Annotated in this window: 11 protein-coding genes; 5 read left to right on the top strand and 6 right to left on the bottom strand. The window is 59.3% G+C overall.

The features are described 5' to 3' along the window. The 4 genes from NIBR502773_RS25895 to NIBR502773_RS25910 are packed head-to-tail and all read right to left on the bottom strand — an operon-like array spanning position 1 to position 5,518. Positions 1-1,851 carry an IucA/IucC family siderophore biosynthesis protein gene (locus NIBR502773_RS25895; protein WP_141157280.1) on the bottom strand — a complete coding sequence of 617 codons (1,851 nt, stop codon included), beginning with the start codon at positions 1,849-1,851 and terminating at the stop codon, positions 1-3. A gap of 37 nt (positions 1,852-1,888) precedes the next feature. Continuing rightward, a complete protein-coding gene (locus NIBR502773_RS25900; RefSeq protein ID WP_141157281.1) occupies positions 1,889-3,037 on the bottom strand; it encodes an NAD/NADP-dependent octopine/nopaline dehydrogenase family protein in 1,149 nt (382 codons plus the stop codon). Positions 3,038-3,065: 28 nt separating this feature from the next. After that, the gene (locus NIBR502773_RS25905; RefSeq protein WP_141157282.1) at positions 3,066-4,109 is read right to left on the bottom strand and encodes a PLP-dependent cysteine synthase family protein; all 1,044 of its coding nucleotides are present in this window, start codon (positions 4,107-4,109) and stop codon (positions 3,066-3,068) included. Positions 4,110-4,123: 14 nt separating this feature from the next. Beyond that, positions 4,124-5,518, bottom strand: a complete 1,395-nt coding sequence (locus tag NIBR502773_RS25910; RefSeq protein ID WP_253488748.1) for a Y4yA family PLP-dependent enzyme — start codon at positions 5,516-5,518, stop codon at positions 4,124-4,126. 611 nt (positions 5,519-6,129) lie between these two features. Between NIBR502773_RS25910 and NIBR502773_RS25915 the strand changes: the two genes are divergently transcribed. The 3 genes from NIBR502773_RS25915 to NIBR502773_RS25925 all read left to right on the top strand — a co-directional run bounded on the left by NIBR502773_RS25915 (position 6,130) and on the right by NIBR502773_RS25925 (position 9,746). Then, positions 6,130-7,020, top strand: coding sequence for a CoA ester lyase (locus NIBR502773_RS25915; RefSeq protein ID WP_065939578.1), 891 nt, complete (start codon positions 6,130-6,132; stop codon positions 7,018-7,020). A gap of 2 nt (positions 7,021-7,022) precedes the next feature. Further along, entirely contained in the window at positions 7,023-7,448 is a 426-nt protein-coding gene (locus NIBR502773_RS25920) for a ParB N-terminal domain-containing protein (protein ID WP_257228072.1), read from the top strand. Positions 7,449-7,547: 99 nt separating this feature from the next. Next, positions 7,548-9,746, top strand: a complete 2,199-nt coding sequence (locus tag NIBR502773_RS25925; protein ID WP_141157283.1) for a TonB-dependent siderophore receptor — start codon at positions 7,548-7,550, stop codon at positions 9,744-9,746. A gap of 72 nt (positions 9,747-9,818) precedes the next feature. Here the strand turns inward: NIBR502773_RS25925 and NIBR502773_RS25930 are convergent, their stop codons facing one another. Continuing rightward, positions 9,819-10,181, bottom strand: coding sequence for a helix-turn-helix domain-containing protein (locus NIBR502773_RS25930; RefSeq protein ID WP_065939581.1), 363 nt, complete (start codon positions 10,179-10,181; stop codon positions 9,819-9,821). A 112-nt stretch (positions 10,182-10,293) separates the two neighbouring features. On the opposite strand from NIBR502773_RS25930, the gene NIBR502773_RS25935 reads away from it, so the two are divergent. Both NIBR502773_RS25935 and NIBR502773_RS25940 read left to right on the top strand, forming a co-directional pair. Next, the gene (locus NIBR502773_RS25935; RefSeq protein ID WP_065939582.1) at positions 10,294-11,028 is read left to right on the top strand and encodes an SDR family NAD(P)-dependent oxidoreductase; all 735 of its coding nucleotides are present in this window, start codon (positions 10,294-10,296) and stop codon (positions 11,026-11,028) included. A gap of 73 nt (positions 11,029-11,101) precedes the next feature. Then, positions 11,102-11,701, top strand: a complete 600-nt coding sequence (locus NIBR502773_RS25940) for an NADPH-dependent F420 reductase (RefSeq protein WP_115487960.1) — start codon at positions 11,102-11,104, stop codon at positions 11,699-11,701. Positions 11,702-11,763: 62 nt separating this feature from the next. Here the strand turns inward: NIBR502773_RS25940 and NIBR502773_RS25945 are convergent, their stop codons facing one another. Further along, entirely contained in the window at positions 11,764-12,216 is a 453-nt protein-coding gene (locus tag NIBR502773_RS25945; protein WP_115487961.1) for a helix-turn-helix domain-containing protein, read from the bottom strand. Positions 12,217-12,323 lie beyond the last annotated feature (107 nt).

Raw genomic sequence — 12,323 nt, forward strand, 5'->3', positions numbered from 1 at the left:
TTAAACGGCAGCTAGCGGGTTGGTCAGGGTGTGCTGCAAACGGTAGTTGGAATACTGCATCAAATGCATACGCAGTAACGAACGGGTAGGCCATGGATCCTCGACAAAGGCCTGGCGCTCGACCTCCCACACCTGCGGCGAGACCCGCTCGCGCACGGCGGCAAAGGCGTTTTCGGTTTCCTCGCGCAATATTGCCCACAAACGTGTGTTGTCCATGCCGTACTCCTTGGTCAGCCACAGGGCCATTTCATGCAAGTGGGTGAGGAACGCGGCGTCCAGTACAAACATGCGCACCGGTTCGATATCGCCGCTAAATACCGTAGGCAGAATGCCAGGCTGTACATGCGGCTGTAACGTATAACCGCGTTCTTCCAGCAGCGGGGCGTAGGTTCTGCCATCGCCAAAATCGCGGATCAGCAGGCTGCGCGGCACGCCATCGGGTGAGAACAGCACCATGGTGTTCTGCTGGTGCGCTTCGAGCCCGATACCGTACAGCAGATAGATTGCCACCACGGGGTGGGTGACGACCTTGGCATAGTGGCGAAACCACTGTTCTACGCTGGCGGCGTCGGCACGCACCCCGTCGCGTTCGATCAGGTCGGTAAACAGCGGCCGACCGCTGCCCGGTAAACGGGTGAACAACGAAGCCACCGTGATTGGCAGACGCTCATCGTTGCGTTCGAACGCTTGCCGGCTGGCACGAAACACCACGGACAGGTGTTTTCCCGGTACGTCGTCCTGGGTGATTGCGTGGCGATAGCGCACGCCGATTTCTTCCGGGAAGATTTCCAGTTGCTGGTCGAAACCGTTTTCGGCTTCCAGGATTTGCGTAATCACCGTGCTGATGCGCGGCCCCATATGGATCGACTTGGCTTGCAGGCTGCGCAACTCGCTGGTCATCCACAACGCGATGGGCAATTTGATCAGCGGTGCAGCGTGGTCCAGGACCGGCATCATCGTGCGGTATGACATGGTCGGCAGCGTCTGAATATCCGGCCCCTCAGTGATCAGCAGGCCTTCTTCGATTTCCGCAGCAAACGTCTTGAGCACATAGGCCTGCAAGTGCCAGGCATGAATCGGCAGGGGCAGCCATTGCGTTTCATCCAGGCCTTTGGCGTTGAGCGCCGCTTTCCATTGCTCCCATTGTGCCGGGAAATTGCTGGCGAACCAGGCGGGGTAGTTGGTCACGTGAGGCATGCTTTCGCTTTTGGCCATGTCGGCACGCAAGGCGGCTATCCGCAGGGGCACCTGGGCGTTGAATTCCGGAGACAGTTGCTCGACCTCAGCGTCATTCAGCCCGGGGCGGGCTTTCCAGGTCGGGTAGTAGGGGTGGCCTTCCAGCGAGCCCCACTGATCCAGCAAGATCGCGGCGTCCTTGATGCTCGCATGCCGACGCAGGTAATCGGTGAGGCTGCTGAGGCCCTGGCGTTGAGCGGCCTGCGCCAGTCGCGCGTTCCAGTGTTGGCGGAACTGACGGGCGTGGGCGTCGTTCAGCAGGCTGTTTTCCATATCCGACTTGAGACCGGCCACACCTTCGTCGCTGGGCTCGAAGTCGAAACTGTCGCGCAGTACATCCAGCAGGTCCTGATGGCGGGTGATCACCTGGCGCACGCCTTCGGCCGTCAGCAGCACCACGTCGCCGTCATTGACCAGCGTGTCGGCCGGGCCCAGCGCAATCTCGGAGAAAAACAGCTGCGCGCCTTTCTGCTTGAGCGGGTAGGTGGCCTGCTGGCCGTCGTGGGTAAACGCCAGCGCAGAACGATCCAGGATATTTTCCGCAAACAAGCAACGAATCAGCCGGCGCAGGGCGTTCTTGCGGGAGTAGGCGATCAAGGTGTTGAGGTCATCCATATCAGCTCTCTGCTCGTTGAATCATTCATTAAAAGGGTTATGCCGTGCGAGGCCATTGGCTCGGGAAGTAATCCAGCGCCGAGTCGCGCAGGCCTTGCATGTAGGCAACGCTCCAGTGCAGGACTTCTTCGATATAGGGCACTTTCAGTTCAAAACGCCTGGCCATTTCCACCAGCAGCACCAGGCCATAGGCGACGTCTTCGTTAAACGCACGGCTCTCACGCTCGATCACATACCCGGCGCGGTTATCACCGGCTGGCACCATGGGCGCGAGGATGTCGTTGTAGGCCTGGTTGGTGCGCAGAATGGACAACATGCTGCTCTGGTCGCGAATCTGATCGCCGTACGCCTCGACGATTTCCTGTTTCAAGGATTTGACGGACGACAGGTCGACGCCCATGCGCGCACTGATGACCGCGCACAGTTCCTGGCTCTCCTGATCCATGCGTTCCAGGAAGTAGGCGCCCAGTTCGGGGCACTCCGTCCACCAGCACAGGCGCTGGGGAAAGATCTTCCGGTGCCATTGCCCATAGGGGCCGATCAACCCGTAGATCACCGAGCTGTGCATGATCGGGTTGCCGGGCGTCAGGGTGATCTCCAGGTAGTGATCGAGCAGCGTGACGCAAGGGCCGTAGAGGCGTATGAGGATGTCGTGCAACTGCTGGCGCGACGCCTGGGATTCTCGGGCATGGGTCGCGACATATAACTGGCTTTTGCCGCCGCCCATTTTTATCGACCGACCGGGGGTGAGGTCGAAGGCGGTATGAGGTACGTCCTTCATGCCCCAGATCACCAGGTTCGGGTGGTTTGCCAGTGTGGCCTCGGCCAGCCAGTCGAATCCGCAGAAGCCCGGAATCGCACCGATGTACACCGGTTTGCTCGTGCTCAAATGCGGCGCGATGGCCTGCAGGGTTTTGGCGCGGGCATGGGCTGGCACCGTGATGATGACGATGTCGGCGTCTTCGACGGCGGGCCTGGCCTCGGCGGTCACCCGATCCAGCCGGGCGTTCAGCGTGGAGCCGTCCGGCAGCAGAGCCTGGAGCGGCACCTGCCGCGTGTGGTGGTCGACGACTTCCAGGTTGCTGGTCAGCAGCGAAACCTGGACGTCAGGCAGTTGCTTGAACAGGATGGCGTTGAGATGACCTGTTCGGCCACCGCCGCAAATGGCGACTTTCAGCGGTTTCATTCAGAGGCGCTCCTTGGTCGAAAGAGGGTCATGCGACGCTCAGTTGCAGCGGGGCGGAGCTGGACTCCTGCCAGTGGTTCTTGCCCAGCCAGGCATCCAGTTGCGACGCGACGCCGGGGTCGAGCAAGTCGCGTTCCTCCAGCCACTTATCATCGAAGACCGTGTGCAGGTATTTTTCGCCGCCATCGGCAATCGGCACCACTACATTGCCGTTCAGTACACCTTTGTGAATCAGCTCCAGGGCCTTGAAAATTGCGCCACCGGTCGAGCCGCCTACCAGCAGGGCGAGGTGGCGGGCGATATAGCGCGAGGTCTCGAAGGCTTGTGAGTCGGTGACCTGCACGCCCAGGTCGATGCAGCTGTAATCGAGCACCAGCCCCACTGTGTCCCCGGCAGGCGTGCCGGTACCGGACTGATAGTACGGATAGCCGGGATGCCCGAAAACGATGGAACCTGCGGGCTCCACCGCCACGGTCACAATGTCGGGGTTGTGCTGTTTAAGGCCTCGGGCAATCCCGGTCATCGACCCGCCGGTACCGACGCAACCGACATACGCGCCGATCACACCTTCGGCCTGAACGATGGTTTCCCGCACAAAGTCGCTGTAGCCGCCGGCGTTGGCCGCGTTGTCGGACTGGTTCATGAACACGGCCCCCGGGATCTGCTCGGCGAGTTCGGCCGCCAGGCGCTGGCGCTCTACCACCGCGACTTCATCTTCACGATAAGTTCCCGCGACAAACCGAATATCGGCGCCCAGTGCCTTCATCACCGCGATCTTGTCCTGCGCCGCGTGATGGTCGACCACGGCGATAAATTGCAGGCCGAATTCGACGGCGGCCATGGCCAGGCCGATGCCGGTATTGCCCGACGACGACTCAACCACCACGCCTCCTGGTTTCAAGCGTCCGGACTTGAGCGCGGCGAGTACCATGTTGCGCGCCATGCGGTCTTTGATACTGCCGCCGGGATTGTTTTTCTCTATCTTTAATAACAGCCGGGCATCAGTGCCCGGAATATAAATACCCAACATAGGCGTATTGCCGATCAGCTCGGAAACTTTAGTCAGTATCATATGAAGTACTTCCTTTAGTCGTCAGGTGAAAACGCGTAGTTACCGTACGTGCAACAGGTCGCCACCATTCGCCGGGGCAGGGGGTGACGATGGAACTCGTTCTCCAATAAGTCCATTTGATAGCCGGCGGTGTTGGCATAAATTAATAAGTCGCCGGCCTTGGGGGAAGTCGTAAAGTTGATCAGGCGGTGGGTGATGACGTCATCATCCAGGCAACTATGTCCGGCAATATAGGCTTGCATCGGTGTGGCGGATGTTGGCGCTGCGCTGATTAAAATCGGGTCGACCAGATATTCCGACGCGAACCATGTTTCACAGGCACTGAAGCTGCTGCCTTCAACAAATAACACCGTTTTGTTATTGGCCAGTTTTTTGCTGCGTGTAATGCGAAATACCGAAATTGCGGCTTGGTCCACCAGACTTCGGCCCGGCTCCAATGCCAGGGTGATGCTGTTGGCCTTCAAGTACTGGGCAATGTTTTGCCGCGGCGAGAAGGCACTTTCCAGAAATAACGTCAACCATTGGCTCGCCGTCAAGTTGCTGCCGTAAGGGTAATAAGACTTGGGCACTGACTGGTTGTAATAGTGATTGGGTGTATTGTCGTTTTGTAGAAAGCGCTCGTAGGCGTGTGGCTCGACATAGCGGATGGGCAAACCTCCGCCGATATCGATCATGGTCGGCGCCAACCCCATCGTCCGAGCCACATCGACGAAATCGGTCACTTCACGAAAGGCCTGTGCTCGAGATTCGAACCCATAGCCACCGAGGTGGAAATGGAAACCCTCGAAGTCAAAAAATGCCCTGAGTCCGGTCAGTAAGTGCAAGCACACCAGCAGGTCTGCGGCCCCCATTCCGAAGCGGCTGGTCCCACAGGCTTTAGGCCTGTAACGCAGTAAAACCCTGGCCTTTATGGCCTCGCTGCTGGCTTCGACCAGTGTTTTCAAATGGTCGAACTCTTCCAGCGAATCCACGCAGATCAGTGCACCGGCATGGACCAGCGCCCGATGAAAATCTTCGGTTTTGGCCGGGCCGGTGGCACACAACTGAGCGGCCGGCACACCGGCGCGCAGTGCTGCTTGCATCTCGTAAATGCTGGAAACGTCGACGCCGATACCGGACGCCTTGGCTGCGCCAAGTAAACATTGTGACTTGTTGGCTTTGGCGCCATAGAAGATCGCATGTCGGACTTCATGCTGTTCCAGCACGGATTGCAATGCGCCGGTGTTCAGTGCAAAGGCGTGCGGCCATACAAGATTCAGGGGGGAGCCATGTTGCGCAACGAGTTCAAGCAGTTTGTCGGGTTGGTTATGTAACAGCTGTGCGATGCATGCGTCCAATAATGGATTAAGCATTTTCGAAAGATGAACTTCTGTACACGCTTCATTGAGGCGCGTTATTGCAATAGACATAACTATCACCTGGCGCTTATAGCGTCGTCATTCATATTTAAATCTCTGGAAGAGATCGATGAATGTGGTCTTGTCGTTCGTCGTGTTTTTAACGCTTATGCGTTTGGCGGTGGATGCCACACGAATCCTGCAGGCGAAACTGTGGCTTTGATGGTAATAATCGGTTCATAAAACAATTGCATAAGAACCCCATTCCATAAGGTTTATACGGGTGTAGCGATCGGCCACTAACTGCCGTTTTTCTTAATCTGACTCACCGCTGAGTGATGGTTAAATGATGTCGCGAGGCCATACTTTCGGTGAGCGTTAAGACTTGCCTAGGGTCATGAAAAGTTTCTCTTGGCGGCGTGAACAATATTGCTACCGAGAACGATTATCAAGTAAGGTTTTCAAATATTTCTTATTGATCCCGGCCGAACAGCGTTGCGCGAACGTGTATTTGCACGCTCTTGCGGGCGTTCGTCCCAAGTTTGAAAGCGTTGTTAATTCATTGATCAATAAGGGGTTAAACGTTGATCGGCGAGGGCGCTGACAGAGGCGCAATTCAGCCGCCCCGAGGCCCCTGAAAATTTTGCAAAAACCACGACTGATGCACGCCAAGGAGAACTGCTATGAACACTGATCGTCCGATCACGACTGCCCTGCTTCCCATCAGCTACCTGTTCGTTCCGGGGAACCGTCCGGAGCGCTTTGCCAAAGCGGCTGAGGCCGGAGCGGATGCAATCATCCTGGACCTTGAGGATGCGGTTCATCCCGATAGCAAAGCCGCTGCTCGAGCTGCCATCTGGGCGTGGCAGGAGAGTGCGCCAAGTGTCGCGTGCCAGCGGTTTATCCGGCTCAACAGCGTCGGCAGCGCGTTGTTCCGCCAGGACCTGACGTGGTTGGGCGACATGCGTTACCCCGAGCGTTGCACCGGAGTATTCCTGCCCAAGGCCGAGGCGCCGCAAGCGTTGGCGCGGGTGGTCGAGCAGTTGCTGGCGTGGCAACCCCAATTGCACATTGTCGCGATCATCGAGACGGCCAGAGGCTTGCAGCAGGTGGAGGCGATTGCTGCGGTTCCCGGCCTGGCACGCCTGGCCTTTGGCTCGCTGGATTTTTCCCTGGATATCAATTGCGGCCAGGTGCCTGAGGCGTTTGTGTACGCACGCAACCGCATCGTGCTGGCCTCTCGCACTGCGGGTTTGCCGGCGCCGATCGACGGAGTCACGCCGGCGATCAACGACCTGGCGGTGGTCGCCCAGGACTCGCTTTACGCTCGCTCCCTCGGGTTCGGGGCCAAGCTGTGCATCCATCCCGCGCAGCTGGCGACGGTGCAGCGCGCATTTCTACCCGATGCGCAGCAATTGGCCTGGGCCGGTCGGGTGATGAGTGCCGTGGCCGGGGGCAGCCATGCGGTGCAAGTTGACGGCGAAATGGTCGACCTGCCGCTGATCGAACAGGCGCAACGCCTGTTGGACATGGCCCGCCGACACGCAGCGGTCGCCAAAACCGGAGCTTGCTGAGCATGCTGCCGGGACAGGAAGGGACCATTGAGCAGACCTATCAGATTGCGCTGCGACCGGTGTGCGAAGTGCTGCAATCGGAACAGGTGGACCCGGCGAATGTGCAGTGGCTATGCGACTCGATTATCCGCGCAGGGCATTGGCTGGAACCGATCATTGTCGAGCGCTCGCAAGGCATCGTGATGGACGGTAACCATCGCCTGAATGCAGCGTTGCAGTTGGGTCTGTGTCGGGTGCCGTGCATCCAGCTCGACTACGCGGACCCACGGGTGTGCGTACGGCACTGGCACACGGGGCACGCGTTCGAGGTCGCGCGGATTTTCAACACCATCGCTCGCGGCGAGATCTTTCCGTACAAGACCACACGGCATGTGTTTGATCCGGCGCTACCGGTCATCGCGATCCCGCTGGACCGCCTGTACGAATGAGTCGTGTAAAAAAATCAAGTGAGTGGGTGATACTTTTTCGCACGTCGACTGGCATTAGGAGTGATTCCCATTTTCTCTCGTTGAAAGGATCCTCTCGTCATGCCTGTTGTCAGTCGGCCTTGCGGTGAACGCGCGTTAACCCTCGCTATTCGAACCGCCCTGTTGAATTTCGTCATGGTCGCAGCGGGCGCCAACGCCTGGGCTGAGACACCAACGCCTGCCGCCACGGATGACAGCACGCCCAGCCTGACCCTCGACACCACCACGATCGACGGCCGCTACAACGGCCCGACGGCGTTGCCCGAAGTCCTCCCCGGTGGACAGGTGGCGCGCGGCGCGCGGCTGGGCATGATGGGCAACAAAGACGTGATGGACACGCCGTTCAGCGTCACCAGCTACACCGCCAAAACCCTCGCCGACCTGCAAACCGTCACCGTTGCCGATGCCCTGGAGCGCGACCCGTCGGTGCGCTCGACCGGCCAGACCGGCGGTATCGTCGATTCGTTTTTCATTCGCGGTTTTGCCATCGGCGAAGGCAACCTGGGTGAGCTGGCCTACGACGGCGTGTATGGCGTGGCCCCCAATTACCGGGCGTTTACCGAGTACGCCGAGCGGGTCGAAGTGCTCAAGGGGCCGGGTGCCTTGATGTATGGCATCTCGCCCAACAGTGGCGTGGGTGGGGTCATCAACATTGTTCCCAAACGGCCGCTGGAGGAAGACCTGACCCGGTTTACCGGCAGCTACGCGTCAGACTCCCAGGCGGGCGGGCACCTGGATATCAGTCGGCGTTTTGGTGAGGAAAACCAGTTCGGCGTGCGCTTTAACGGCAGCTTGCAGGGCGGTGATACGGCGGTGAACGACCAGCATCGCGACGTAGGGATCGGTGCGATTGCCCTGGATTATCGTGGCGAGCGGCTGCGCCTGAACCTGGACTACATCAGCCAGAAAGAAAGCTTCGACGGTGCCTCACGCCCGTTCACCATCGCGCCGGGCGTTGACGTGCCATCCGCCCCCAATGGCCGCACCAGCCTGCCGCAAAAGTGGGGTTGGTCGGATACCAAGGAACAGTCCGCATTGCTCGGCGGTGAATATGATCTGAGCGACAACCTCACCGTGTTCGCCCATGCAGGGGGCGGCAAGTCGGATGTGAAACGCATGTCCGACCAGGTGCCGCGCATCCTCAATGACGCGGGCGACACCAGCAACGTCCCGGGCTATTACAAATTCAACGTCGACCGTTCTACCGCCGATGTGGGGATGCGCGGGCTCTTCGCCACCGGCCCGGTAACCCATACCACCACGCTGATGGCGACCCGTTACCAGGATGAGCTGTCGCGGGGCATCAACAACGGCACCACAATCCTCTCCAATATCTACCACCCGGTGGACACGCCCAAGCAATACATCAACACGCCCAAGGTGCTGCGAATCTCCGAGTCGGAGCTGTCCGGCGTGGCGTTGACCGACACCTTGGGGATGCTGGATGACCGTCTCCAACTGAGCCTCGGCGTACGTCGGCAGTTTATCGAGTCGCGTAACTACAATGCCGCCGGCACCGTCAGCTCGCGTTACAGCGCCAACGCCACCACGCCGTTGCTGGGGCTGGTGGTCAAGCCCTGGGAGGACGTCTCCCTCTACTACAACTACGTCGAAGGGCTGAGCAAAGGCGATGCGGCACCGGGCACGGCGAGCAATGCCGGGGAAACCTTTGCGCCGTATGAGTCCAAGCAGCACGAACTGGGGGTGAAGTATGAACACGGCACCTTCATGACCACGCTGGCGTTGTTTCAGATCGAGAAACCTGCCGGTGAACTGGGTGCCAATGGCGTGTATTCGGTGCAGGCCGAACAGCGCAACCGTGGCCTGGAACTCAGCGTGTTCGGCGAAGTGGCCACCGGCACCCGTTTGATGGGGGGCGTGACCTTCCTCGATGGCGAGCTGACCAAGTCGGCGACTGCCGCTAACCAGGGCAACAAGCCGGTCGGCGTGCCCGATATCCAGGCCAACCTGTGGGCGGAATACGACACCCCCTGGCTGGAAGGTTTCACCCTCACCGGTGGTGCGATCTACACCGACAGCCAATACGTCAACCAGGCCAACACCCAGGAACTCGACGCCTGGACCCGCATTGACGCCGGTGCGCGTTACGCCACCAAGATAGAAGGGCGGCCGACGACATTCCGCGCCACGGTACAGAACGTGTTCGACCGTGAGTACTGGTCCGGCGTGGCCTCCTATGGTGCGTTTTCCCCGGGGTATCCGCGTACCTTGCAACTATCGGCGACCGTCGATTTTTGACGGGCGCCGGTATGGAGCAATCATGCACCAGCAATAACCTTCAGCCTTGCTGGTCGCCTGATCGTCATCCCGTTAGGCCAACGCGTCGCGCTCGGCGAAGATGCTTGCCATTTGCGCCGCGTTCTCGGTTCCCCAGGTGCACAGCGGGATGATCGCATCAGCCAGACTACGGCCGAGCGGGGTCAGCGTGTAGTCCACGCGCGGGGGGACTTCCTTGTAGTCGTTGCGTGCAAGCACCTGATCGGCTTCCAGATCCTTCAGCTGCTGGATCAGCACCTTATCGCTGACGCCAGGGATCAAACGCTTGAGTTCGCCATAGCGTTTCGGCCCGCCGCGCAGGAAAAACAGGACCAGCGGTTTCCACTTGCCCGAGATGATGCGTAGCGTGGCGTTGAGCCCGCAACCGGTGTCGCAGATTTCAGATGTCGTCTTCATTTTTTGATACTTACCAAAAGGTGCATACTTGTCCTTAGGTTATCAGCGCTGCATCCTTGTCTCAAGCAAGCAATTTCCTGCTTGGGTACAACGCCAACCAAGGATGCACGTCATGACCAGATTGAATGGAAAGACCGCCGTGATCACCGGCGGCGCTACCGGTATCGGCCTCGCCGCAGCGAAGCGCTTCATCGAGGAAGGCGCTTTCGTCTTCATCTTCGGCCGCCGCCAGGAAGCGCTTGACGCGGCCATCGCCGAGCTTGGGCCCAATGCCCGTGCGGTGAAGGGCTCGGTCTCTGATCAGTCCGACCTGGACCGGCTCTACGCGGCGGTGAAGGCCGAGCGCGGAACCCTCGACATCGTCTTCGCCAATGCCGGCGCGGGAAGCCCGCTTGCGCTCGGAAAGATCACCGTCGAGCACATTGACGAAACCTTCGAGACCAACGTGAAGGGCTTGATCTTCACGGTCCAGAAGGCGCTGCCGCTGATGGGGCAGGGCGGTTCGATCATCCTGACCGGCTCGAGCGCCGGCACCACGGGCGCCCCGGCATTCAGCGTCTACAGCGCAAGCAAGGCGGCCGTGCGCAACCTCGCGCGGACTTGGGCACAGGACCTGAAGGGCAGCGGTATCCGGGTCAACGTGTTGTCGCCCGGGCCGACGGCGACCGAACTCGCGAAGGCGGCGCTAGGCGAGGAGGGCATGAAGGTCTTCGCCTCGATGAATCCGCTCCAGCGCATGGCCGATCCGGCGGAGATCGGAGCGGCAGCCGCGTTTCTCGCCTCCCAGGACAGCAGCTTCATGACCGCCAGTGAGGTCGCCGTCGATGGCGGTCTGGCACAAATCTGATTCGCTACGCCCGAGCGGTCACTCCATTCCCTCTTCGGAGCCCGCACGGCGTGGTAAACCAAAGGAGATTTTTATGAGCTACGCAATTATCGGCTTCGGCAAACTCGGCCAGGCGCTTGCCAAGGCGTTTGCCCGCAAAGGCATCGAAGTGTCCGTTGCAACCACGCGCGATCCGCAACGTTTTGCAGCCGATACGGCCGCGATCGGCCCCGGGATTATTGCAAAAACACTGGCGCAAGCCCTCGAGGCGGACATTGTCTTTTTGGCTGTCCGTTACGAGTCGCACGGGGAAGTCGCGAAGGCACTGTCGACCTGGAAGGGCAAGACTGTCATCGATGTGACCAATGCCTACGGCGTGCCCCCTGAGGAACTGGGAGGACAACCTTCCTCCAAGGTCGTCGCGCAGGCCTTTACGGGGGCAAGACTGGTCAAAGGCTTCAACCATTTGGTCGCTGCCGTTTTAGACCAGGACCCGGCCGTACAGGGTGGCAGGAGAGTGGTGTTCCTGGCGAGCGACGATGACGGTGCCGCAGCGGAGATTGGTGCGCTCGCGGAAAATCTCGGTTTCTCGCCGATCAAACTGGGCGGGCTTTCGGAAGGTGGAATGCTTGTGCAGGCGCGCGGAAATAGCTGGGGTCAGCTGATCTTCAAGGACTTGGTCAAGTTCGATTGATGGCGCTTATACGTTTGGACAAGTGCCAACTGCGCCCCCACAAGGCGCGTTTGTCGCCTGATTTATCCCCCACTCTCAGGAAAGATGCACCCGCCGTTGCGGACCAGTGCTTTCACTTCCTCGCTCACCTGCATCGGGTTTTGAGTTAATCGAGCAACAAACTCCTCGCGGCGCCGCACGTATGACTTCGAATCATGCTTCGCGCTCCAGAGCACGATGTTGATCACTATTGGAATGAGGTCCAGGCCCTTCTCGGTCAACGTGTAAAAGTCCTTGCGCCTATCGTCGGGGCTGGGCGCCTTCGAGAGAACGCCTTGCTCCTCCAGAAAGGCAAGTCGGGAAGCAAGCACATTGGTCGCGATTCCTTCTTCCGATTTCAGGAAATCCCCATACGTCTTCTTCCCGACAAAAATGATGTCGCGAATGATCAGGAGCGACCACCGGTCGCCGAAAATCTCCACGCCGTAGTTCACCGCGCAATGGGACCGAAAGTCTTCTTTAAGAGTCGTTTTCATGGCTGGATATTAGCATCACTTGCATGTCGCAAGTAAAATTCGCCTGATCACTTGCTTTTTACAAGTGAAAAGACCAGCATGGATCCTACGTTGAGTGAGTTCACCGG

Source organism: Pseudomonas sp. NIBRBAC000502773 (genome assembly GCF_006517195.1).
Lineage (GTDB): Bacteria > Pseudomonadota > Gammaproteobacteria > Pseudomonadales > Pseudomonadaceae > Aquipseudomonas > Aquipseudomonas marginalis.